We start from the raw sequence: 23,712 nt of genomic DNA on the forward strand, positions 1-23,712 counted from the left end.
AAAAAACCCGCCGGATTAAGGTTCCGGCGGGTTTCTTCCTTATTAATAGTCCAGTTCTTTATATAAAGGAAACTTTTCAGTCAAGGCAGATACGCGCTGTCTCGCTTCTTCAAGTTTTGCTTCGTCTTCATGATGTTTCAGCGCGAGGCCGATGATGGCGCCGACTTCTTCAAGCGCGTCACCGTCAAAGCCGCGGCTTGTCACAGCTGCCGTACCGAGGCGGATTCCGCTTGTGACGAACGGTTTTTCCGGATCGTAAGGGATCGCGTTTTTATTAGATGTAATGCCGATTTCATCAAGAACGTGTTCAGCGACTTTTCCGGTCAGACCGAGAGAACGGAGGTCGACAAGCACAAGGTGGTTATCCGTTCCGCCTGATACGAGCTGAATGCCCTCTTTGTTCAGAGACTCAGCCAGGCGCTTCGCGTTCGAGATGACGTTTTGCGCATATGTTTTGAAATCATCTTCAAGCACTTCTCCGAAAGAAACGGCTTTGGCCGCGATGACATGCATAAGCGGTCCGCCTTGGATTCCCGGGAAAATGGATTTATCAATCTTTTTGCCAAACTCTTCACGGCAAAGGATCATTCCTCCGCGGGGTCCGCGAAGTGTTTTGTGAGTCGTTGTCGTTACAAAGTCAGCGTAAGGAACCGGATTCGGATGAAGACCGGCTGCGACAAGACCCGCGATATGCGCCATGTCTACCATGAAGTAAGCGCCGACTTCATCAGCGATTTCGCGGAATTTTATAAAGTCGATCGTGCGGGGGTACGCGCTCGCTCCGGCAACGATGAGTTTCGGCTTATGCGCCAGCGCTTTTTCACGCACATCTTCATAATCTATATATTGCGTGTCTTTATCGACACCGTATTCTACAAAGTTGTATTGAACGCCGCTGAAATTAACCGGGCTTCCGTGTGTTAAGTGGCCGCCGTGGGAGAGGTTCATCCCGAGCACCGTGTCGCCGTGCTCTAAAATCGTGAAGTAAACAGCCATGTTCGCTTGAGCGCCTGAGTGCGGCTGAACGTTTACATGCTCAGCTCCGAAAATCTCTTTCGCGCGGTCGCGGGCGATGTCCTCAACGACATCAACATGCTCACAGCCGCCGTAGTAGCGTTTGCCGGGGTAGCCTTCAGCATATTTGTTTGTTAAAACAGAGCCTTGTGCTTCCATTACCGCTTCCGTCACGAAGTTTTCAGAAGCAATTAATTCGATCTTAGTCTGTTGACGCTTACGCTCATCTTTGATGGCGTTAAACACTTGTTTGTCTTGTACAGGTAAATGTTTCATCAGCGAGATCCTCTCCTATCCGTTTCCTGTTCTTTATTTTTACCACCCTTATTGTACATGGTTTTTCAGGTGAATGTAACAGCTTATTTAAAAAAATCACAAAATTTAATTAGAAAACACGAACATTATACAGGAAAAGCATTTTCATCATTCGCATTCATAAACGGCGCGAATTCCGCCTATCAGCTTCGGCCTTGTCCGGGCCATCGTCACATGTGCTTCTCCAAGCTCACGGCTTGATATCCGGACAGGGACGGCAACGGGTTTCAGATGCATGCCGATGAACGTATCGCCGATGTCGATCCCGGCGTCAGCCTGAATCGATTCGGCGAGCACGGGAGAACGCATCTGCCGGTATGCATAAGAGGCCATTGCTCCGCCCGCTTTCGGGACGGGGACGGCTGAAACAATGGGGAGCCTGAACCGCTCGGCCGTTTCTGCTTCAATGACAAGCGCCCTGTTTAAATGCTCGCAGCATTGAAAAGCAAGATGCACACCCGTTTTTTCCTTAAACCGGTTAAGTCCGCCGTATATCAATTCAGCCCAATCCCCGCTTCCGGCGGTGCCGATCCGGCTTCCGGCGGCTTCACTTGTACTGCACCCGATCACCAGCAGACTGCCGTCCGTCAGTCCTGCCTGCTCTTGAAACTCAGTCAGCATGTCCGTCCATTTTTGCTTCATCTCTTCCATTGTCCAGCACCTCTTACAGATTTTTTTCTTCGTAATCTGCGATTTTGCCGATCCGCCGTTCGTGGCGGCCGCCCGTAAATTCAGTCGTCAGCCAGACTTTTGCGATTTCGCGCGCCAGCCCCGGGCCGATGACGCGTTCGCCCATCGCAAGAACATTCGTGTCATTGTGTTCACGCGTCGCTTTTGCGCTGAAGGTGTCATGGGCAAGCGCACAGCGTATTCCCTTTACCTTATTTGCGGAGATGCTCATGCCGATGCCTGTGCCGCAAATTAAAATTCCCCTGTCAGCTTCGCCGTTCACCACTTTTTCCGCTACCGGAAAAGCGTAGTCTGAATAATCGACAGAGCCGGCGCCGCATTCACAGCCCATATCAATGTATTCAATCTGCAATTCATCCAAAAGACTTTTTATTTCTTCGCGGATATGGACGCCGCCGTGATCTGACGCAATAGCTACTTTCATTCATTTACCTCCTAGGTGTGGCTGGGCGAAGACAGCCCAGTGTGCTTGTCCTTTTTATTACGAAATCCGTTGATTTCATTCTACTCTTTCACATTCGTTTTGCAAATGACCTGTTTGCAGATTTTCTGACAGATTACTTGCTTTTTCCGTCAAGCAATTGATCAGCCAAAAGGGTCAGCAGCTCCTCCAGTTCGTCCCGCGTTTGTTTATAAACATCAAGCGGACCGCCGAACGGGTCAGAGATATCGCCGTTTTCTCCCGTTACGTATTCTTTAATGGTAAAGACTTTGCCCTGACTGTTTTGATATCGGCCTTCAATCAGCTGTTTGTGCTGTTCCGTCATCGCCAGCACCAGATCAGCCGTCTCGATATGTTCTTCCGATAAGGGAGATGAACTGTGATTGAGAGCGATCCGTTTTTCAAACAGCGCTTCTACGGCATGGGCTGACGCTTTTCCGTTCGGAGACGCGAATACGCCGGCCGAACTTACGCTGACGTCCAGCCCTTTCGTTTCTGCAATGGATTTAAAAAGAGCCTCAGCCATGGGACTGCGGCACGTATTGCCTGTACAAACAAAGATTATTTTCATGTCCGTCACCTCTTACTGCCTATTATAAATGAAGAAAAAAGAAACGGCATCTTCGTTTCTTTTTTTACGTATCTTATACCGGTAAAAGCAGTTTCAGCCCGAATCCGATCAAAATGGCTCCGCCAAGCGCTTCGCTGTACGAGCCGAGCCACGACTGCACCTTTCTTCCCGCCAAAAGGCCCGCCCATGTTAAAACGGTGCTGAAAACCCCGAACAGCGTAACGGCCAGAAACGGATTGGAACCGTTCATCCCGAGACTGAGCCCGACAGAAAAGCTGTCCAGACTGACACCGACCGCAAACAGCAACAGTCCCGAGCCTGCCGGAGATATGAGCGGCCCGTCTGATTGTTTAAACGCGGCGATGATCATCTGCACCCCTAAAATGAAAAGAAGAGATCCGCCGATGTAAACGGCGAGCATCCCCAGAAAACCGGACAGCAGATGCCCGGCCGCCATTCCCGCAAGCGGCATCATGACATGAAACAGCCCGATGACAACCCCTATATGAAAAATCTGTTTTTTCTTCAGCTGAATCATTCCCATTCCGAGCCCGACGGAAAAGGCATCCGTCCCCAAAGCAAATGCCATGATGCTTAAGGAGACAAGTTCCCCGATGAATAGATTCGACATGAAATAAAAACCCCCTTGGACGTGCCCGCTTGTTTAGCTTATGCATGTCCGATAAGGGGTAGAACAAGTTAATGGATAACGGTGCCGCCTGCGGCTTTCATCAGCCTGTTCATAATGGCAAGCCCCACTCCGGTATCCGGAAAGGACTCAGAAATAATCATGTCCACTTCCGCTTCATCAAAGCTGCGGAGCGCATCGTATAAGGCGGACGCCACTGTTTCAAGGTCGGCGCGTCTGCCGCAGACCTTGATATAATCAGCCTGGTAACTATCGGCGTTCTCTTCTGTTGTCAGAATGCCGATTCGTTTCCCCCGGCTTTTATATGCGTCTGCCAGTTCTTGAATTCTCCGGGCGCCGCCGTCGGCAATAGCCATCGGCGCAGAAGGCGCGTAATGTGTATATTTCATACCGGGAGAAATAGGAACCTCATCTTCTTCGGTCAGCCCTTTATCCACAAGAACCGGACCGGCGGCGGATTCAATCTGCTCTTTTGTCACGCCGCCCGGACGAAGCAGCACGGGCTGTTTCCCCGTACAGGACAGAACGGTTGATTCCACTCCGATTCCCGTCGCGCCGCCGTCCACAATACCGGCAATGCGGCCGTTTAAATCATGGGCTACATGCTCGGCCTTCGTCGGGCTCGGTTTTCCTGATAAATTGGCGCTCGGCGCGGCGATCGGCAGTCCGGCCGAGCTGATGAGGGCTAATGCTACCGGATGATCAGGCATTCTGACCGCTACCGTCTCAAGTCCCGCGGTGACACGGGGTGACAGCACACCGGGCTTACACGGCAGAACAAGGGTCAGCGCCCCCGGCCAGAATAGCTTCATAAGCTTTTTCGCCGTCTCAGGAATATGGCTGATAAAACGATCAAGCTGGCTGATATGGGATATATGCACAATCAGCGGGTTATCGCTCGGCCTTCCTTTTGCCTCATATATTTTCGTTACGGCTTCCGTATTTTCAGCGTTAGCGCCCAGTCCGTAAACGGTTTCTGTCGGAAAAGCCACAACCTCATTCTGCCGCAGCAATTCCGCGGCTTGTGTAATCTGGGGATCGGTTGTGGATAATTCTGCGGAACAATCCACAAACCATCTTCTTGTTTTCATGTATAACCAAACTCCTTATTTTAAAGCGGTAAAACTTTATTTTCTCTCGTGTATTCCTTTTGAAAGTATAAAAGATGTCCTTTAATAAAACAAGTGTTATCCACAAACTGTGGACAACACTTTTTAATAAGTGGATAACCTTGTGTATAAGTTAGATCAGGCAGAGGTTTTCACCATTAAAAACGAACCTTCTGTGCATAACGAGTTGCGGAAATGTTCGGACGTATACAGTTCATCAGGCGCATCGGCGCACGCTTCAAATCCCATCACATTCAGAAACTCAGCAGATGAGGGCTGATTGGCGACTAAGTAGACATCTTGAATCTCATGTTTTTTGCACAGCACATCCATACTTTGAAACAGTGTAACGATATGGCTTTGATTCAGCCTGTCCGACATGACGAGTGAACGGAGAAGCCCTTTTCCGCCGCTGAATTTTTCGATCCCGAGACAGGCGGCAATCATTTTTTCGCTGTCTTCCAGTACGATAAACCGGCTGATCTGCTGATCGATTTCCGCATGTGCCGTATCAGCCTTTTTCAAAAAGGCCTCCAGTGCCTCCGTATCTTGATCTCTTGCCACTCTCAGCTGATAAAACATATATTTCCCTCCGTTTCGATCAACTCTTTCTTCCAATCTATGAATCGAATCCGGATTTATGCCTTTTACTTCAGGAAAATAGATCTGAAATCCAATCGACGAGGAAAAACTTCACTTCGGTATCATCGTCATCTTTATTTTCTTTCTTCGCTTTATCAGCCTTTGCTTTTACGTCATCCAGCACTTTTTTAGTCTGTTTCTGCGTTTCTTCCTGCTTCTGTCCGCCCTCTTCCTGATCTTTCACCGCTTCGCCGTTTGAGAAATCAAGGAAGCACAGCGGCGGAAACAAGACGCACCACCAGTTGGCGCCCTCGCCATTGCCGAGTGTAATTAAAATCGCTTCATATTTTCCGGCCGGATAGACCATATTGCCGTAGAGCTTTGTCGGAAACGAGATTTTATTGAATTGAACTGAAACGGATTGATGCGCACCCTTTTCTTTCATCGTTTGTTTGGCGATTTCTTTAATTTCAGGAAGCTTCGAACGAATGAGCCGCCGCGCTTCTTCAATGGAAGTGATATCTTTCACCCAGTCCGTGATTTGCTTGTTTACAGCATCTCTGATCTGGCGCTTGAGCTTTTGATCCTCATCGTTATCACTGTTGGCCAAAATTCTGAGTCGGATCGCTTCATCCGGTATGACGACGGGCTCATCGGCTGATGCCCGCGCCGTTTCTTCTTTTGTCAAACCCGCAAGCGCTCCTGATAATAAAAGAAAAATATATATGCAGATCATCATTGTCTGTTTCATCGGTCCCCACCGTTCCTCTCCGTGCTTTTTTTATCTAGTCCCATTATGGACATGACGGAAAAGGTTTAAACCGGCGGGAAGAAAAAAATCTAGCAAGCTGATAATCTGCATTGACAGATTCAAAATATGGTACGATATTATTTTGATAGGAGGTTTTCAGATGAAATATAATTACACCGTGCTGCTGTCGGCGGCATGTATGTCTGTCATTTATTCTATTTTGTATGTTCATCAATTCATTATCGCGGCTTTCATTTCGATGGCGTTTTATTTTTTGTTTCCTTATTTGATTTTTGCACTGCCGCTTCAATACTTTCTGAATAAAAAGCCGAAGAGATTTCATCCGCTGTATCTTCTTTATTATTTAGGGGTGTCATTCATTGCAAACGGGATCATCTTCGGTCTTTTGCAGCCGTCAGGCCAATCTCTGTTTTCTAATTCAGCCTTTTATATCTTTGCGGTTTTAACAGCCGTCGTCTATTGGGTATGGGATTCCGTATTGCTGCAAAGACAAAATCCGGCTACAGAAGCGTAATCAGCAGACAGCCGGCTGAAGGGAGAGCGGCGCAAAAGAAAACGGCGGCCATCTTTAAACGGGCGTGCCGTCCTTCTTCTGTTTCAGAATGATAATTGGCCCGCTGCTCCGCTCCGCTTACGGCCAACCCGGAAACGATGATCGCTGTGACGATAAGAACAGCCGTAACGGCGTCGAAAATGATGTCAACGCCAAACGGCAGAACAACCCCCGCCGCATAAGCTGCGGCGGCGAGTATACATCCGAAGGCGAACGCTTTTTTCAAGGCGGATGCCCCTTTCATTTTCTTTCCATTGTAACAAAAGCCCGCCGTGTGCGTCACCGGCGGGCTTTTTTCATGATGTGATGACCGCGGATACGGTTCTGTCTTTTCCGTTGATGTCCTGTACGACTTCCACTTCCGCATTCGGAAAGGAATGACGGAACAGGTCTTTCACGGCTTTCCCCTGATTATATCCGATTTCAAAGACGACAAGCGCTTTATCTTTCATGACAAGAGGCAGCTCCTCCATAAACCGCTTGTAGAATTTCAAACCGTCACCGCCGTCCGTAAGAGCATGAAGCGGCTCATGGAAACGGACGATATCCGACAAATCGGCCATTTCTTCTTCAGAAATATACGGCGGATTGGAAACAATAATATCCGCTTTTTTCCCTGATGAAATAAAAGGAGTTAACAGATCTCCCTGCAAAAAACAGACGTCCGCTCCGAGGTTTTGCGCATTTCTTTCCGCCACCTGCAGCGCTTCTTTTGAAATATCCGAAGCCGATACTGAAAAATGTCCGCATTCAAGGGCGAGCGTCACCGCAATGGCACCGCTCCCCGTACCGATATCAATGACGTTCAGTCGTTCTGCCTCGGAAAATGCCCGCTTCTGTCTGTCCAGCAGATGAAAGACGACTTCTTCCGTTTCCGGACGCGGAATGAGAACATCGTCATTCACAAAAAATTCCCTGCCGTAAAACTGTTCTTTCCCGATAATATATTGAATCGGAATACCTTCTTTATGCATCTCCACGTGCCGTCTGAATCGATAAAGCTCGTCCTCGCCGACGGGCTCCTGCAGACTTGCGAGAAGCTTGCTCCGATCCATTCCGGTATCATTTAACAGCAGCAGCTCGGCCGCGTTTTTTTCTCTTCCCGCTTCGGTTAAATAAGAAGAAGCCCAGCTTAGGGCTTCAAAAACGGTCTTCATCTTAATTTTCCGCCTGCTGGAGCTTGCTTGACTGGTCTTCTACGATTAACGCTTCAACTACTTCATCAAGCTTGCCTTCCAGGATTTGATCCAGCTTTTGAATCGTCAGGCCGATGCGGTGATCCGTCACACGGTTTTGCGGGAAATTGTATGTGCGGATACGCTCGGAACGGTCGCCTGAACCGACGGCTGATTTACGGGTCTGATCATATTCAGCCTGAGCTTCCTGCTGGAATTTGTCATAGATTCTGGCGCGGAGCACCTTCATCGCTTTTTCTTTGTTTTTAATCTGAGATTTTTCATCCTGACAGGAAACGACAACACCGGTCGGTAAATGCGTCAGGCGTACGGCCGACATCGTCGTGTTTACGCTTTGTCCGCCCGGTCCGCTTGATGCGAATGTATCGACGCGGATGTCTTTTTCGTGGATGTCCACTTCTACTTCTTCCGCTTCAGGAAGACACGCCACCGTCGCCGTGGATGTATGAATACGGCCGCCTGATTCCGTTTCCGGAACACGCTGTACGCGGTGCGCGCCATTTTCATACTTCAGCTTGGAGTATGCGCCTTTTCCCGTAATCATAAAGATGATTTCTTTGTAACCGCCCGTTCCGGTCACGTTTGCTTCCATGACTTCAGTCTTCCAGCCTTGGATTTCGGCATAACGGGAGTACATTCTGTAGAGATTTCCCGCAAACAGCGCGGCTTCTTCTCCTCCCGCTGCTCCGCGGATCTCCATGATTACGTTTTTGTCATCGTTCGGGTCTTTCGGGATGAGGAGTACTTTCAAACGCTCTGATAAGGTTTCCGTCTCTCCCTGCAGTTCGGAGATTTCTTCCTTCACCATTTCTCTCATATCGGCATCAAGCTTTTCCTCAAGCATCGCTTTCGCATCGGCAAGCTGTTCTGATGCGTCTCTGTATTGTCTATAGACTTCAACGGTTTCTTGTATATCAGATTGCTCTTTCGAATATTCTCTAAGCTTTTTCGGATCGTTGACCACTTCCGGATCACTTAAAAGCTCATTTAATTTTTCGTATCGTTGTTCAATTGACTGTAAACGGTCTAACACGGTCTTCACCTCTGTTTTCCTGTGCGTAACATTCTCATTATAGTATAGGGCTTATCGCCAGTCAAAAGCAATTCGCCTCTGTTATACTGAAGCAAAAAAGGAGGGGCGGATATGCTGAAATCCATCCACCATATAGCAATCATATGCTCTGATTATGAAAAGTCGAAAGCTTTTTACACCGAGATTCTCGGTTTCGGCATTATAAAAGAAACATACCGAAAGGAACGGGAATCTTATAAACTTGATCTTGCGCTGGACGGCGCGTACGCGATTGAATTGTTTTCCTTTCCCGATCCGCCCGAACGGCCGACCAGACCGGAAGCCGCAGGTCTCCGGCATCTCGCCTTCACCGTAAACGATCTTGAAGCAGCCGTCAGGGAGCTAAAGGAAAAGGGCGTCGGCACAGAACCGATCAGAACCGATCCGCTGACGGGGAAACGGTTTACCTTTTTCTTTGATCCCGACAAGCTTCCGCTTGAATTGTATGAAGCGTAACGTTTTTTGAAGAAATGCCGCTTTCTTTGGCGAATTCCTTCTTGTTTTGTCTAACATGAAGGGAACGCCGCCTCATGGTCGAATACCTAGCAAAAAGGAGGTATGTGATCATGAATACAAACATGGCCGCGAAAGAGCTCGGCGTCTCCGCAAAAACGGTGCAAAGGTGGGTCAAGCAGCTGAATCTTCCGGCTGAACGGAATGAGCTCGGACATTATTCCTTTACACCTGAGGATCTTGATGTGCTGAAATCGGTCAAACGGCAAATTTCTGAAGGCACTGCCCTTCTGGACGTTCAAGTGCCCCGGCAGCCGAAAAAACGGACGGGCTTCATTTTGCAGCGTCCGAAAATCAATGGCGGCGCTGAACAAAGGTTGGCAGAGCTGGAGCGCAAACTGGACATTCTCACGAAAGAGAAACAAGGTGAGAGCCATCTGCTTTCAAGGATAGAGGAGCTTGAACGCCAGCTGAAACAAAAGGCGGATGAAGGGGTGTCTTATCAGCTTCTTCAGCACAGGCGGGAAATTGACGACCTCAATACCGAATTGCAGACATTGGCCTCCCGCATCCAGGAACTTGCCCAGACAGCTCCCCTCTCAGAAACAGCCGCTTCTTCAGAACATAAGAAACCCAGAAAAAAAACGAGATTTTCGCCTTTTAAATTTCAATTCTAATCAAAAAAGCTCCCTGAAACAGGGAGCTTTTCATTATGCAGTCAGCGCAATGATGATCGGCAGTGAGATGAGAGATAAAATCGCACTGATCACGAACGCGGACGCAGTTTCTTCCTCTTGTTTTTCGAAACGTGTGGCAATCATCGCCGCTACCGCAGATCCAGGGAATGCAACGAGCAATACCGCTTTAGTGATCTGGTCAGCCGGAAGTCCGACTGCAAGAGCGATCAAGTACATCAGCGCAGGCTGAACGGCAACTTTTAACAAAGCGATACCGAAAGCCGGCAGACTGAGCTTAATGTTGCGGATACCGACAGTTACACCGACGGCGAAGAGCGCAACACCTGATGTTGTGCTTCCGAGCTGATCAAGCATTTTTTCTCCCAAGCCAGGGAGTGTTACACCGCAGAGTACCAGAATGATACTGATAAGCGGTGCAGCCGCAAGCGGTTCGGAAAGACCGTGAAGAATAGACTTACCAGTCATTTTCCAGAAGTTCTCGTTTTCAGTGTCTTTTTTCTTAGATGACTCACCGACAGTAGCGATAATGATCGCAAGCGGGTCAAGTATGGCGTTAACCACGATACCCGTAACGGCGATAGGAATCGCTACTTCGCTTGCTCCGAATAAGCTTCCTAGTACGGGAATACCCATAAAAGCAAATGTCGGCTGTGCAGAGTTTAAAGAAAATACAGATGAATTCGTTAAATCATACTTGAAGATAAATTTGCAAACCAACAGAATGACGATAAAGAATCCGACAATCCCAATGATCAAAGCGACCATCAAAGGAACCTGTGATAAAAACGCACTTCTTGAAGTGGTTAAAATACTTGCGATAAAATGCGCCGGAAGCGCGTACTTCGTAACTAAGGTGCTTACCCCTTTTGCTGACTTCGCGTCATAACTTCCGAAGCGACCTGCGAACCATCCCAGCACGATCACGAAAAAGATCGGCGCCAGGAGGATTAAAATATCTAAGAAGCTCAAAATATTCTCCTCCAAATCCTTAATGTCCGTATACTTTAGCCTTTACATAAAAGCTTTCCCTCGGACTGTAAAATTAATCGTAAAAATTATTTAGCGACAACTTGTTTATATTGCGGTTTCCACATTGCATCAAGAACGGCTTGTTCTACATTTTCAGGAATGCGGTTTGCCACGCCTTCTTTAATGGCAGTTTCCGCTACGGCGATCGCAACTTTAATTGAAACTTCTTGTAAGTCGCTCATGCTCGGCAGAAGGCCTGCACCCGGTGTTTCAAAATCAACGCTTTCTGCGATTGCGTCAGCAGTTGCCGCAAACATTGCAGGAGTAATCACTTTCGCTTCTACAACGATTGAACCGAGACCAAGTCCAGGGAACGCGAATGCGTTGTTAGATTGTCCGATTTCATGAGAAACGCCATTGTACTCTACATTGTCAAACGGGCTTCCTGTCGCCACAAGCACTTTGCCGTCAGTCCATTTGAAAAGATCGCTAGGAACGGCTTCAGCAAGCGGTGTCGGGTTAGACATCGGCATGATGACCGGACGCTCAACGTGTTTTGCCATTTCTTTGACGATTTCTTCACTGAACGCGCCGCTTTGGCCTGATGTACCGATTAAGATTGTCGGTTTCGCTTGACGGATCACTTCAATGAAAGGAATTTGTCCATTTTCATCGCGTTTCCAATCTTTAATTTCTTCAGCTGTGCGCAGGTACGGCTCTTGGAAATCAAGAATGTTTTCCATACCTTCAATTAACAAGCCTCTGTAGTCCATTGTGTAGAACGCTTTGTTGGCTTCTTCTTCAGAAAGACCGGCAAGCACCATAGTGTCGCGGATTTGGTCAGCGATTCCGATTCCGGCAGATCCCGCACCGAAGACAACCACACGCTGGTCTTTAATAGACGCGCCTGTTTTCTTCATAGCCGCAAGCACACCTGCAAGCGTAATCGCGCCTGTTCCTTGAATGTCATCGTTGAATGTAAGAATTTCATGGTTGTATTTCTTCATGATATTGCGCGCGTTTTTGTTTCCAAGGTCTTCCCAGTGAAGAAGAGCTTTAGGGAAATATTTAAGCGCAGCTTTTACATAAGCGTCAACGAAAGCTTCGTAACGTTCGCCTTGGATACGTTCATGGCGGTTACCGATGTATAAAGGATCGTTCAGAAGTTTTTCATTGTTCGTACCGACGTCAAGAACGACAGGAATAACACGGCTTGGGTCAATACCGGCGGCAGCTGTGTATACCGCTAATTTACCGATGGCGATGTTGATACCGCCTACACCCCAGTCACCGATTCCGAGGATGCTTTCTGAGTCTGTCGCAACGATCAGATCAATATCTCCGGCAGTGGCATGAAGGTTTTCAAATGCCTCTTCAATTCCTTCCACGTTATCGATAGAAAGGTAAATCCCTTGAGGTCTTCTGTACTCATGGCTGTATTCTTGAATCGCTTCACCGACAGTCGGTGTGTAAACAACCGGCAGCATTTCACGAAGATGGTTTTGAAGCAATTTAAAGAAAAGAACTTCGTTACGGTTTTGCAAATCATTCAAATATACGTTTTGGCGAAGGCGGTCCGGCTGAGCTTGAAACTGCTCGTATGCGCGTTTTGCCTGCTCATCAAGAGACAGAATTGTCGGAGGAAGCAGCCCGTCTAATCCAAGGCTTTTTCTTTCTTCTGCTGAAAACGCAACACCTTTATTTAAAGTAGGGATAGATAGAACTTCTTTTCCTCTTAAAGTAGTTTCTAAGTTGCCTTCCTTCGTTACTTTAATATTATTCAAGAAAATCTCCTTCTTTCTTCAAATAGTTAACAAAGTTAAGTAATTACCCATTTTGGCTAGTGTGATCGCGATCTGCTATATCTTTTTTTGACAATTATTCGAACAATGTCTCATAACTATTTACATTACTTAGTCATTTTATGCCTGTAAAAATGAAAATTCAAGAGATGAAAATTACTTAATTTTTTCATACTCTTTTTTAAGTTATTTAACTACAATTTTTGAAAAAACGTCAAAAAAACACCGGATTTTTTACCGATGTTTTCATGAAAAGGGTTATTTATCAGTCTGTTTTTTTCGGCACTTCGTGATGATGCCTGCATCTCGCTTCGTATGACTCCGACGCGCCGACTAAAATGACCGGATCATCATAGGAAGCGGGCTTCCCGTCAATCAAACGCTGCGTACGGCTTGCCGGCGACCCGCAAACGGAGCAGACCGCCTGCAGCTTCGTCACCGATTCGGCAACCGCCATCAGATTCGGCACCACGCCGAAAGGCTCTCCCCGGAAATCCATATCAAGTCCGGCCGCGATGACACGATAGCCTTTATCCGCAAGCGAGGATAAGTCGCCGATGATCGATTCGCCGAAAAACTGCACCTCATCTACCGCGATGACGTCCGTGCTTTCACTGATATGATCCCATATTTCAGCCGAAGACGAGATGACGTGGCTTGTCATGGATGTGCCGTTGTGAGAAACGACGGCCTCCTCACTGTAGCGATTATCAATGGCAGGTTTGAATACCTTAACCTCCTGCTTCGCATATGTCGCTCTTTTCACTCTGCGGATCAGCTCTTCTGATTTCCCAGAGAACATGCTGCCGCATATCAGCTCAAGCCATCCGCTTTGCTTCATTATGTACATAGGCTATCCGCTCCCCTTTTTTTCCTGTTTATGGGCATAAAAAACAGGCAAGAAGCAATTCTTGCCTGCCTGTAAAATCTATTATTACTTAAGACCGTATTTTTTGTTAAAGCGATCAACACGACCATCAGCAGAAGCGAATTTTTGACGTCCAGTGTAGAATGGGTGGCATTCAGAGCAAATCTCAACGCGTACCTCTTCTTTTACTGAGCCTGTTTCAAATTCATTTCCGCAAGCGCATTTAACTGTTGCTTTTTTGAAATTAGGATGAATTCCTGCTTTCATTGTATCCATCTCCTTCCGCCCTGAATCCCGTGTGGAAACAGAGTTATTATTCCGGAGTAATCCGGAACGCATATGAGAGAATTATATCAGTCATTTACTGCATTTGCAAATACATTTTTTATCAGCGGCGGGCTGATGATGAAAGGTTTGCCTGCTTCCATTCTTGGTTGATCAGATCGAAGAATTCCTGATTCGTTTTTGTTTTTTTCATTTTTCTCATAAACTTCTCTGCGAAGTCCGGAGAATCAGACATCGATTTGCGGATCGCCCATAGACGGTCAAGATGCTCTTTCGGCACGAGCAGCTCTTCCTTCCGTGTGCCGGAGCGGCGGATATCGATCGCCGGGAAAATCCGTCTTTCCGCAAGAGAACGGTCAAGGTGAAGCTCCATGTTGCCCGTTCCTTTAAACTCTTCATAGATGACGTCATCCATCCGGGAGCCCGTGTCTACGAGCGCCGTCGCCAAAATGGTCAGGCTGCCGCCCTCTTCAATGTTTCTCGCGGCACCGAAAAAGCGCTTCGGACGATGGAACGCAGCCGGGTCAATCCCGCCGGAAAGCGTACGTCCGCTTGGCGGGATAACGAGGTTGTAGGCCCGTGCCAGGCGGGTAATGCTGTCCATCAGAATGATAACGTCTTTTTTATGTTCAACGAGACGCATCGCCCGTTCAAGCACAAGCTCCGCTACCTTAATGTGATTTTCCGGCACCTCATCGAACGTCGAGCTGACGACATCGCCCGCTACGGAACGTTCAATATCCGTTACTTCTTCCGGTCTTTCATCAATTAAGAGAACAATCAATTCAGCGTCAGGCTGATTTGTCGTAATGCTGTTAGCGATTTCTTTCAACAGCATGGTTTTACCGGCTTTCGGCGGCGCTACGATCAGACCGCGCTGGCCGAAACCGACGGGAGCCATCATATCGAGAATTCTTGTTGAGAGATAATTCGGTTTCGTCTCAAGCACCATTTGGCGGTCCGGATAAAGCGGAGTCAGCGCAGGAAAATGGACGCGCTCTTTCGCAGATTCCGGATCATCTCCATTTACCGCTTCAACGTGCAAAAGTCCGTAATAGCGTTCGTTTTCTTTCGGCGGACGCACCTTGCCGGATACTTTGTCACCGTTTCTTAAATCAAAGCGGCGGATCTGGGAAGCAGAAATGTAGATGTCTTCTGAGCTTGGCGAGTAATTAATCGGTCTGAGGAAGCCGAATCCTTCCGATTGGATGATTTCGAGCACGCCTTCCATAAACAGAAGATCCTCCTGCTCGGCGTTGGCTTTCAGAATGGCAAAGATTAATTCTTTTTTAGTCAGTTTGCTGTAGTAGGAGATTTTATAATGTCTGGCCAGTTCATATAGTTCTTTTAATTTCATATTTTCCAAAGAGGAAATAGATACGTCTTTCATAAAAACACCACGCTTTTCATAGTCAATGTATTGCTGTTTTCATTCAAATCGGCTGCTTCGCATGATTCCGCCAAAGCACATTCTTTTATAAAACGTTCAGGAACTTCTATCGGTAACACTTCCACCCATGATCGGCGCTTTTTTAAAAAAGGAATGTCTTAATGAGTTTTGAAGGAAGCGAGGACAAAAACTTGAGAAGATCAATATTTATATCGTCTGTATGCGGTAGAATTTGAAAATTTCCCAGTACTCAAAAGAAGGAATGACACAGAAAAATCGCAGCACTCTTTATTTTTACCTCATTTCAAAAAATTATTCAACTTAAATAATGCTTTGACATATAAATGATAGGGTTGACTCTTTATTGCAAAAGAAAAGCGGGACTTTCCGTCCCGCTTTTATCTATTTATGGCCGGATCACAAGATTTGGTTTTTTCTTCAGGCTGTGTCTTCCGTCAACGAATCGGACCGTTCCTGATTTCGCCCGGATGACCAGACTTTCAGTCGTGCCGACGGAGCCTTTGAACTGAACGCCTTTCAGCAGCTCTCCGTCCGTGACGCCCGTTGCGGCAAAAATGGCGTCATCCCCTCTCACAAGGTCCTCCATCCGGAGCACTTTGGATACATCAAGGCCCATTCGCTCACAGCGGGCCTGCTCTTCCGCACTTTGCGGCAGAAGCCTGCCGATGATTTCGCCGCCGAGCGCTTTTAACGCAACGGCAGACAGCACGCCTTCAGGAGCCCCGCCTGAACCGAAGAGAATGTCTACTCCCGTATGGTCAAAGGCCGTATTGATGGCGCCCGCGACATCACCGTCGTTGATCAGTTTGATTCTGGCGCCCGCCTCACGCAATTCAGAGATGATTTTTTCATGTCTGTCACGATTTAAAATGGTTGCCACGACATCTTCAATGTCTTTGTTTTTCGCTTTCGCAACGGCTTTTAAGTTATCAATGACAGGCGCTTCAATATCGATGCAGCCTACCGCTTCGGGACCGACCGCGATTTTTTCCATATACATATCCGGGGCGTTCAGCAGTGTTCCATGGTCGGCGACCGCGATCACCGTCAGCGCATTCCAGCCGCCGCTCGCTACGATGTTTGTGCCTTCAAGAGGATCGACGGCGACATCGACGCGCGGGCCGTATCCGTTTCCCAGCTTTTCACCGATGTAAAGCATCGGCGCTTCATCCATCTCGCCTTCCCCGATCACGACCGTGCCTTTCATCGGCACCGTGTCAAACACGTCACGCATTGCGCTTGTCGCCGCATCATCAGCTTCATCTTTTTTCCCGCGGCCCATCCATCTGGCAGATGCTAAAGCCGCCGCTTCAGTGACTCGAACCAATTCCATCGATAAGCTTCTTTCCATTTCAACACGATCTCCTCTCAAAAGTCCGCATTTCTATGAATTTTGGAGCTGTTCTATCTCTTCGTCCGTCAGCCTTTGCCGCCAGATTGTGGCGCCCAGACCTTCGAGTTTTTTCTCAAGATTGCTGTAGCCGCGGTCTAAATGCTCAAGACCGGTAATTTCGGTTACGCCGTCAGCCATGAGCCCGGCGACGACCAGACAAGCACCTGCACGCAGATCGCTCGCCTTTACTTTTGCGCCCTGAAGCTCGGCCGGACCTGTGATAATGGCCGACCTGCCTTCCACTTTCATGTTGGCCCCCATCCGTCTCAGCTCATCTATATGTTTAAATCGGGCCGAGTAGATGGTGTCGGTTACGACGCTCGTACCGCTGGCTCTCGTTAACAGAGATGTCATCGGCTGCTGAAGATCAGTCGGGAATCCCGGGTAAACAAGCGTTTTTACGTCGACCGGTTTTATCTGCTTCTGCCCGCCGAGCATAAGAAGCTGATCGTCACTCGTCTCAATGTGAAAACCCATTTCCCTGAGCTTCGCCGTTAAAGACTCCAGGTGAGTCGGTATGACATTATCAATAATGACTTCTTTCCCCATCGCGGCGCCGGCGATCATAAAGGTGCCCGCCTCAATTCTGTCCGGAATGATCGTATGCCTGCATCCATGCAGCTCTTTTACGCCGTCGATTCTGATTACATTGGTTCCCGCGCCTTTGATCTTTGCGCCCATGCTGGTGAGCAATGTGGCAACATCAATAATCTCAGGTTCCTTGGCGGCGTTTTCTATCACGGTTTTACCTTCAGCCAGTACAGCGGCAAGCATGATATTGATCGTCGCTCCGACGCTGACGACATCTAAATAAATCCGTGCGCCTCTCAGCCTTTCGGCGCGCAGATAAATCGCGCCTTGTTCATTGGTGACTTCCGCCCCAAGCGCTTCAAACCCTTTGATGTGCTGGTCAATCGGCCGCGGCCCGAGATGGCATCCGCCCGGCAGTCCGATGACCGCCTGTTTGAAGCGGCCCAGCATCGCGCCCATTAAGTAATAGGAAGCGCGGAGTTTTTTCACTTTGCCGTTGGGAAGCGGCATGCTGATCATCGGGGAAGGGTCGACGACCATTTCTCCTTTTTCAAAATGGACGTTTCCGCCGATTTCTTTCAGCAGGTCACGCAGCGTTTCAATATCTGAGATCTCCGGAAGCCCTTCGATCGTTACTTCGGAATTTGCCAGAATGGTTGCGGGTATCAATGCGACGGCGCTGTTTTTCGCGCCGCTGATATGTACGGTTCCGTTTAACGGATCGCCGCCGGCAATATTCAACTTTTCCATGATAGTCTCCTTCCATAAGAAGATAGCTGCGGAGCGTAAATAAAATGGCATTTTATTCTGTCTCTGCAAATAAAGCTCTTGTCCAAAATGTAGCCAATTCGAAGAGAAAGAATACAAGGACATTATAAAATAACAGGAAGAAAATAGCGAAGCTTTGCGGGGCATTTTTAACACAGGATGCACAGAGGCCCGCCGGGTTCACATTCCGGGGAAACACACTCTTCACTTTGATACTTAAGGCCCGCTGCCAAACAGGAAAACATAAGGGTGCGGCAAACGGATGCAACCGGTTTGCCGCCCTTTTCACCCTTATTTATTCCAGTCTGCCAAGAATTGCTCGATGCCTTTATCCGTTAACGGATGTTTCGCCAGCTGGTGAATGACTTTCAGCGGCATCGTACCGATATGCGCACCGCGTAAAGCGGCTTCAGTCACGTGCTGCGCATGACGGATGGAAGCTGCGATGATTTGTGTATCAATGTCATGAATGTCAAAAATCTGTCTTATTTCTGAAATCAGTTCAAGACCGTTATGGCCGATGTCATCCAGACGGCCTAAGAACGGAGATACATAAGTCGCCCCGGCTCTTGCCGCCAAAAGCGCCTGGTTGGCACTGAAGATGAGCGTTACGTTTGTTTTAATGTTCAGGTCGCTCAGCGCTTTTACGGCTTTTAACCCTTCAGACGTCATCGGTATTTTCACCGTGATATTCGGTGCGATTTTCGCAAGTTCTTTACCTTCTTCAATCATTTCTTCAGCATTCAGGGAAATGACTTCCGCGCTTACTGATCCGCTCACGACTTCCGTAATCTCACGAAGTCTGTCATGGAAAGACACGTCAGCTTCTTTCGCCACTAAACTAGGGTTTGTCGTAACTCCGGCAAGAACGCCAAGTTCATAAGCTTCTTTAATCTCGTCAATGTTTGCTGTATCAATGAAAAATAACATAAGGAAAGCCTCCCCAGTAATAAATTTTCAGAACTGTAAAACATGATTGCGCTTTCTAAAGGTAAGACATAAAACCGCCTGTCAATGCTGTCAGGCGGTTTATGGATGTTACATTGGATTAAGCTTGGTTTGAAGAACCGAACTCACGCATTTTGCCGATAACCGTTTCTTTGATCGCTTCACGAGCAGGTCCAAGATATTTACGAGGATCGTATTCGTTCGGCTTAGCTGCCAATGTTTCGCGGACAGCTTTTGCAGAAGAAATTTGGTTTTCAGTGTTTACGTTGATTTTAGCCGTACCAAGTGAGATTGATTTTTTAATGTCGGCAGTCGGAATTCCTGTACCGCCGTGAAGTACTAACGGAAGGCCGGTTGATTTGCCGATATCTTCCATTTCTTTGAAACCGAGGTTCGGTTCGCCTTTGTAAGGGCCGTGAACAGAACCCAGTGCAGGTGCAAGGCAGTCGATGCCAGTGCGCTCTACAAGTTCTTGACACTCTTTAGGGTCAGCATAGATTACGCCTTCAGCGATCACGTCATCTTCCTGTCCGCCTACAGTTCCAAGCTCAGCTTCAACTGAAACGCCGTGGAAATGAGCAAGCTCAACCACTTTAGCTGTAGTTGCTACGTTTTCCTCAAACGGGTGGTGAGATGCGTCGATCATTACAGAAGTGAAGCCTGCATGAATCGCTTTCGCACAAGATTCAAAGCTTGAACCGTGGTCTAAGTGAATGGCGACAGGAACTGTCACTTTGTATTCTTCCATAAGAGCTTTAACCATGGCAACCACTGTTTTGAAGCCGCCCATGTAGCGTCCCGCGCCTTCTGAAACACCAAGAATAACCGGGGATTTTTCCTCTTCTGCTGCTTGTAAAATAGCTTGAGTGAACTCAAGGTTATTTAAGTTAAATTGTCCAACAGCATATCCTTTTTCTTTAGCTGTATTCAACATTTCCGTCATTGAAACTAAAGGCATGTCGAAAGTCCTCCTTATGTAGCCTGATTTGCTTCTTCTCGAAAAAAGCTTTCCAACTATAGCATGACCATAAAAACCTGTCATATGTAAAACAACAGATCGCTTTTTCTCCATCTCTAGGATACCAACTTTTCGACAAATCGGCAACACAATGACATAATTGTTTCTAATTTTATTAATTCGATTTTAGAGGTAAATATTTTTTCACCGCGTCTCTGATCTCATCAATGTCAAAAGGTTTCGCAAAATGAGTCAGCGCTCCGAGCTCTTTTGATTCCTTAATCATATCGAGTTCTCCGTAAGCGGTCATGATAATGACGCGGATAGATTCGTCGATCATCTTCATGCGCTTGAGAATTTCGATTCCGTCCATGCCGGGGATTTTCATATCTAAAAGCACGAGATCGGGCCGTTCTTTCGTTACGATGTCCAGCGCCTGTATGCCGTTGGCGGCCTGAAACGTCTGGTACCCTTCTTTATGAAACACTTCATTGAGCAATATGCGTATACCGTATTGGTCATCTACGATTAAAATCTTTTCATTCATCATTTTACACCCCAATATTATCATTTTCGTCAAAAGGAAGCAGTTGTTTATGTATTCTGTTTGATTTTCACATTTCCTTTAATTATAATAGTCTACTTTCCGACATTTTCTGAGCATTTTCTCTTTTGTTGTATACTGTTCTTGTATGTGTAAAGGAGGTTTCACTCATGTTAAAGATATTTACAACGCAGCTTGCAGGCATTTTTTCCCGCATTCAGGATAAGGAATCCGAAGCAATAGAAGACGGCGCGCGCCTGCTGGCGCAGGCAGCCGTCAGCGGTTATACCATTTATTTATACGGCGCAAATGAGATGCAGGGCATTTTGTGCGAGGCGGAACTCGGCTCAGAACCGATGCCTTCCGTCAAAGCGTTTCCGGATACAGCTGATTCGATTACAGAAAGCGACAGGGTGCTGATGTTTTGTTCAGGTCCGGGCACGGCTGAAGAACAGGCGCTGGCTCAAAAGCTTTATGAAAAAGGGATCGGCCTCGTTGGCGTATCTCCTGTCATCAAAGATCAAACCGGGATTGAGGAATTTTGTGATGTTCATATTGACAGCAAATTAAAAATGCCGCTTCTGCCTGATGAAGACGGGACAAGATACGGCTTTCCTTCATTAATGACAGGCCTGTATGTCTATCACGCACTGTCCTTTACGTTAAAGGAAATGATGCAGGAATATGCCTGATGCAGAAAAAAGACTTGCCGCTTTTAAAGGAGGCAAGTCTTTTTTTATTACTTCTGTTCTGCAGCTTGTACGGAAGCGCCGATAAAGTCTTTGAATAAAGGCTGAGGTCTTGTCGGTCTTGATTTGAACTCAGGGTGGAACTGGCAAGCGACATACCAAGGATGGTCTTTCAGCTCGATGATTTCCACAAGACGGCCGTCAGGGCTTGTTCCTGAGAACACAAAACCGTTCTCTTCCATTTGCTGTCTGTATTCGTTGTTGAATTCATAACGGTGGCGGTGGCGTTCGTATACCACTTCATCCGCATACGCTTCGAAGGCTTTCGTGTCTTCCTGAAGCTTACAAGGGTACAGTCCGAGACGAAGCGTTCCTCCAAGATCCTCGACATCTTTTTGTTCCGGCAGAAGGTCGATGATCGGATAAGGAGTGGACGGATCGATCTCCGCAGAGTGAGCCCCTTCCAGACCTAATACGTTTCGCGCATATTCAATGGATGCAATCTGCATACCGAGGCAGATGCCGAAGAACGGAATTTTATTCTCACGCGCATACTTGGCGGCGATGATTTTCCCTTCTACACCGCGGTCTCCGAAACCGCCGGGCACGATGATTCCGTCTGTGCCGCTAGTCAGCTCTTGAATATTGCTTTCTGTCACTTCTTCGGCGTTAATCCATTTGATCTTCACATCAGCATCAAACGCATAGCCGGCGTGGCGCAGTGATTCAACGACTGAAATGTAAGCGTCCTGAAGCTCGACGTATTTACCGACGAGGCTGATTGTAATGGTTTTAGACAAGTTTTTCACTTTCGTGACAAGGTCTTTCCATTCCGTCATATCCGGGTCTTTGCATTCTAATTTCATATGATCGCAGACAAGCTTATCGAGTCCCTGCTCCTGAAGGTTAAGCGGGATGGAGTAAAGGTTGTCCGCATCTTCGCACTCGATGACCGCTTTCGTGTCAATATCGCAGAAGAGCGCGATTTTATCTTTCATATCTTGAGAAATCGGCATTTCCGTGCGCACGACGATGATATTAGGCTGAATACCGAGGCTTCTCAGCTCTTTTACGCTGTGCTGCGTCGGTTTTGTTTTCAGCTCGCCCGCCGCTTTGATGTACGGAACAAGCGTACAGTGAATGTACATCACGTTTTCATGGCCGATGTCGCTTTTCATTTGACGGATGGCTTCAAGGAACGGAAGGGATTCGATGTCTCCCACTGTTCCGCCGATCTCAGTAATGACTACATCTGCGTTTGTTTCTTTGCCTGCACGGTACACGCGGTCTTTCAGTTCATTTGTGATGTGCGGAATGACCTGAACCGTTCCGCCGAGGTAGTCCCCGCGGCGCTCTTTTTTCAATACGGCAGAATAGATTTTACCGGTCGTCACGTTGCTGAATCTGTTCAGATTAATGTCAATGAACCGCTCATAATGCCCTAAGTCAAGATCAGTCTCAGCGCCGTCATCGGTAACGAATACCTCACCGTGCTGGTACGGGCTCATCGTTCCCGGGTCAACGTTGATATAAGGGTCAAATTTTTGGATGGTGACGCTCATGCCTCTGTTTTTCAAAAGGCGGCCAAGTGACGCAGCCACAATTCCTTTTCCGAGTGATGATACAACTCCCCCGGTTACAAAAATATATTTCGTCATTTCGTTTGCTCCTCTCTTCGGTCTGCGCTACATTCCTTAAAATGTGCCGTTTTATAGAAAATCATTTCACTAAAAACAAATGATGTGTAAAAGAATTTGGGAGATGAAAATAAGAAAGCTCCCTTTCAATTTCTTGAAAGGGAGCGTAGCACTCTTATGAATTCTCTTCTTTTTGAAGAGCCCAAAATACATACTACATAGTTCGACAATGAAAGTCAAGATCGTTTTGCTGATATAAAATCAGTCTTTGCGATCCTCTTCCTCATCATCATAATCTTCCTCATCTTCTTCAACCATCTCGTCTTCGATCTCAAGCTCGTCGTCATCTTCTTCATCGATATCTTCGTCGTCAAAGCTGTCTGCTTCAAGGTCAATATCTTCTTCTATTTCATCGAGATCGATGTCATCTTCGTCAACTTCCTCGAATTCATCAAGGTCGAGATCTTCCTCAACGACTTTTTTCGCTTTTTTCTTTTTCGCCTTTACAGTCGGCTGTGTTTCTTCGTCCAGCTGATCGTACGGATACCAGCTGCGAAGCCCCCACGTCTGGTCTGACAGAGCAATAAAGCGGCCGTCAATGTTCAGGTCTGTATAAAATTGGGCGATACGGTCGCCCAGTTCCTCTTTCGTAACACCGAGCAAGGAGATCATTTCATTCAGCAGCTCCTGAAACGGAACCGGTTTTTTATGTTCTGAGAAAATTTCGTGAGCGATTTCAACTAAAGCCATCTGCTTCAGCTGTTCCTGAGAATATTGTTTGATACTCAAGGTC

General features: G+C 47.4%; 27 protein-coding genes and 1 pseudogene. 4 read left to right on the forward strand and 24 right to left on the reverse strand.

The window, feature by feature from the left end; genetic code table 11:
• Positions 1-42: 42 nt before the first annotated feature.
• The 8 genes from glyA to spoIIR form a co-directional block, all read right to left on the reverse strand.
• Positions 43-1,290 carry a serine hydroxymethyltransferase gene (gene glyA, locus V7728_RS03050; RefSeq protein ID WP_099567158.1) on the reverse strand — a complete coding sequence of 416 codons (1,248 nt, stop codon included), beginning with the start codon at positions 1,288-1,290 and terminating at the stop codon, positions 43-45.
• A 147-nt stretch (positions 1,291-1,437) separates the two neighbouring features.
• On the reverse strand, positions 1,438-1,980 hold the full coding sequence (locus tag V7728_RS03055) for a TIGR01440 family protein (protein WP_007407598.1): 543 nt from the start codon (positions 1,978-1,980) through the stop codon (positions 1,438-1,440).
• A 13-nt stretch (positions 1,981-1,993) separates the two neighbouring features.
• Complete coding sequence (rpiB, locus tag V7728_RS03060; protein ID WP_003151149.1) at positions 1,994-2,443, reverse strand: ribose 5-phosphate isomerase B; 450 nt, start codon at positions 2,441-2,443, stop codon at positions 1,994-1,996.
• A 133-nt stretch (positions 2,444-2,576) separates the two neighbouring features.
• Positions 2,577-3,032: a low molecular weight protein arginine phosphatase gene (locus tag V7728_RS03065; protein ID WP_007407600.1), complete on the reverse strand. Its 456-nt coding sequence runs from the start codon at positions 3,030-3,032 to the stop codon at positions 2,577-2,579.
• Positions 3,033-3,105: 73 nt separating this feature from the next.
• Entirely contained in the window at positions 3,106-3,663 is a 558-nt protein-coding gene (locus V7728_RS03070) for a manganese efflux pump MntP (protein ID WP_007407601.1), read from the reverse strand.
• A gap of 68 nt (positions 3,664-3,731) precedes the next feature.
• Complete coding sequence (locus V7728_RS03075; protein ID WP_007407602.1) at positions 3,732-4,772, reverse strand: L-threonylcarbamoyladenylate synthase; 1,041 nt, start codon at positions 4,770-4,772, stop codon at positions 3,732-3,734.
• A 156-nt stretch (positions 4,773-4,928) separates the two neighbouring features.
• The gene (locus V7728_RS03080) at positions 4,929-5,372 is read right to left on the reverse strand and encodes a hypothetical protein (protein ID WP_007407603.1); all 444 of its coding nucleotides are present in this window, start codon (positions 5,370-5,372) and stop codon (positions 4,929-4,931) included.
• A 70-nt stretch (positions 5,373-5,442) separates the two neighbouring features.
• Positions 5,443-6,123 carry a stage II sporulation protein R gene (gene spoIIR / locus V7728_RS03085; protein WP_015418420.1) on the reverse strand — a complete coding sequence of 227 codons (681 nt, stop codon included), beginning with the start codon at positions 6,121-6,123 and terminating at the stop codon, positions 5,443-5,445.
• 160 nt (positions 6,124-6,283) lie between these two features.
• On the opposite strand from spoIIR, the gene V7728_RS03090 reads away from it, so the two are divergent.
• Entirely contained in the window at positions 6,284-6,658 is a 375-nt protein-coding gene (locus tag V7728_RS03090) for a UPF0715 family protein (RefSeq protein ID WP_032869468.1), read from the forward strand.
• Here V7728_RS03090 and V7728_RS03095 read toward each other — a convergent pair.
• The 3 genes from V7728_RS03095 to prfA all read right to left on the reverse strand — a co-directional run bounded on the left by V7728_RS03095 (position 6,645) and on the right by prfA (position 8,926).
• A complete protein-coding gene (locus tag V7728_RS03095) occupies positions 6,645-6,923 on the reverse strand; it encodes a DUF5316 family protein (protein WP_099567159.1) in 279 nt (92 codons plus the stop codon). The two genes, V7728_RS03090 and V7728_RS03095, sit on opposite strands and share 14 nt — an antisense overlap.
• A gap of 70 nt (positions 6,924-6,993) precedes the next feature.
• Positions 6,994-7,854 (reverse strand): peptide chain release factor N(5)-glutamine methyltransferase, encoded by an 861-nt coding sequence (prmC, locus tag V7728_RS03100; RefSeq protein ID WP_015240760.1) that lies wholly within the window; start codon positions 7,852-7,854, stop codon positions 6,994-6,996.
• A 1-nt stretch (position 7,855) separates the two neighbouring features.
• A complete protein-coding gene (gene prfA / locus V7728_RS03105) occupies positions 7,856-8,926 on the reverse strand; it encodes a peptide chain release factor 1 (protein ID WP_003151139.1) in 1,071 nt (356 codons plus the stop codon).
• Positions 8,927-9,037: 111 nt separating this feature from the next.
• On the opposite strand from prfA, the gene gloA2 reads away from it, so the two are divergent.
• Together gloA2 and racA are read left to right on the forward strand one after the other, a co-directional pair.
• Positions 9,038-9,421: an SMU1112c/YaeR family gloxylase I-like metalloprotein gene (gene gloA2, locus V7728_RS03110; RefSeq protein WP_003151138.1), complete on the forward strand. Its 384-nt coding sequence runs from the start codon at positions 9,038-9,040 to the stop codon at positions 9,419-9,421.
• A gap of 110 nt (positions 9,422-9,531) precedes the next feature.
• On the forward strand, positions 9,532-10,095 hold the full coding sequence (gene racA, locus V7728_RS03115) for a chromosome-anchoring protein RacA (RefSeq protein WP_012118668.1): 564 nt from the start codon (positions 9,532-9,534) through the stop codon (positions 10,093-10,095).
• Between the two features lie 33 nt (positions 10,096-10,128).
• Here racA and V7728_RS03120 read toward each other — a convergent pair whose 3' ends face one another.
• The 11 genes and pseudogenes from V7728_RS03120 to spo0F form a co-directional block, all read right to left on the reverse strand.
• A complete protein-coding gene (locus V7728_RS03120; RefSeq protein ID WP_007407608.1) occupies positions 10,129-11,085 on the reverse strand; it encodes an AEC family transporter in 957 nt (318 codons plus the stop codon).
• An 86-nt stretch (positions 11,086-11,171) separates the two neighbouring features.
• Positions 11,172-12,869, reverse strand: coding sequence for an oxaloacetate-decarboxylating malate dehydrogenase (malS, locus tag V7728_RS03125; protein WP_007407609.1), 1,698 nt, complete (start codon positions 12,867-12,869; stop codon positions 11,172-11,174).
• A gap of 283 nt (positions 12,870-13,152) precedes the next feature.
• The gene (locus V7728_RS03130; protein ID WP_007614390.1) at positions 13,153-13,737 is read right to left on the reverse strand and encodes a thymidine kinase; all 585 of its coding nucleotides are present in this window, start codon (positions 13,735-13,737) and stop codon (positions 13,153-13,155) included.
• Positions 13,738-13,821: 84 nt separating this feature from the next.
• On the reverse strand, positions 13,822-14,022 hold the full coding sequence (gene rpmE / locus V7728_RS03135) for a 50S ribosomal protein L31 (RefSeq protein ID WP_003151132.1): 201 nt from the start codon (positions 14,020-14,022) through the stop codon (positions 13,822-13,824).
• A 121-nt stretch (positions 14,023-14,143) separates the two neighbouring features.
• Positions 14,144-15,430 (reverse strand): transcription termination factor Rho, encoded by a 1,287-nt coding sequence (rho, locus tag V7728_RS03140; RefSeq protein ID WP_003151107.1) that lies wholly within the window; start codon positions 15,428-15,430, stop codon positions 14,144-14,146.
• A pseudogene (locus tag V7728_RS20450) lies at positions 15,427-15,635 on the reverse strand (hypothetical protein). Before V7728_RS20450 ends, rho begins: the two are co-directional and overlap by 4 nt.
• A 201-nt stretch (positions 15,636-15,836) precedes the next feature.
• On the reverse strand, positions 15,837-16,802 hold the full coding sequence (gene glpX / locus V7728_RS03150) for a class II fructose-bisphosphatase (protein WP_003151105.1): 966 nt from the start codon (positions 16,800-16,802) through the stop codon (positions 15,837-15,839).
• A gap of 33 nt (positions 16,803-16,835) precedes the next feature.
• Positions 16,836-18,125 carry a UDP-N-acetylglucosamine 1-carboxyvinyltransferase gene (locus V7728_RS03155; protein ID WP_007407612.1) on the reverse strand — a complete coding sequence of 430 codons (1,290 nt, stop codon included), beginning with the start codon at positions 18,123-18,125 and terminating at the stop codon, positions 16,836-16,838.
• Between the two features lie 309 nt (positions 18,126-18,434).
• Positions 18,435-19,073, reverse strand: a complete 639-nt coding sequence (fsa, locus tag V7728_RS03160) for a fructose-6-phosphate aldolase (protein ID WP_007407613.1) — start codon at positions 19,071-19,073, stop codon at positions 18,435-18,437.
• Positions 19,074-19,191: 118 nt separating this feature from the next.
• Positions 19,192-20,049 carry a class II fructose-bisphosphate aldolase gene (locus V7728_RS03165; protein ID WP_003151102.1) on the reverse strand — a complete coding sequence of 286 codons (858 nt, stop codon included), beginning with the start codon at positions 20,047-20,049 and terminating at the stop codon, positions 19,192-19,194.
• A gap of 175 nt (positions 20,050-20,224) precedes the next feature.
• Positions 20,225-20,599: a sporulation initiation phosphotransferase Spo0F gene (gene spo0F / locus V7728_RS03170; protein WP_012118670.1), complete on the reverse strand. Its 375-nt coding sequence runs from the start codon at positions 20,597-20,599 to the stop codon at positions 20,225-20,227.
• Between the two features lie 164 nt (positions 20,600-20,763).
• On the opposite strand from spo0F, the gene V7728_RS03175 reads away from it, so the two are divergent.
• Complete coding sequence (locus V7728_RS03175; RefSeq protein ID WP_099567160.1) at positions 20,764-21,285, forward strand: DUF2529 domain-containing protein; 522 nt, start codon at positions 20,764-20,766, stop codon at positions 21,283-21,285.
• 47 nt (positions 21,286-21,332) lie between these two features.
• On the opposite strand, the gene pyrG is transcribed toward V7728_RS03175, so the two are convergent.
• Both pyrG and rpoE read right to left on the reverse strand, forming a co-directional pair.
• Entirely contained in the window at positions 21,333-22,940 is a 1,608-nt protein-coding gene (gene pyrG / locus V7728_RS03180) for a glutamine hydrolyzing CTP synthase (RefSeq protein WP_007407615.1), read from the reverse strand.
• Between the two features lie 240 nt (positions 22,941-23,180).
• Positions 23,181-23,708 (reverse strand): DNA-directed RNA polymerase subunit delta, encoded by a 528-nt coding sequence (gene rpoE / locus V7728_RS03185; RefSeq protein WP_061581663.1) that lies wholly within the window; start codon positions 23,706-23,708, stop codon positions 23,181-23,183.
• Positions 23,709-23,712 lie beyond the last annotated feature (4 nt).

It is taken from the genome of Bacillus sp. JHAA (assembly GCF_036961585.1).
Taxonomy (GTDB): domain Bacteria; phylum Bacillota; class Bacilli; order Bacillales; family Bacillaceae; genus Bacillus; species Bacillus velezensis.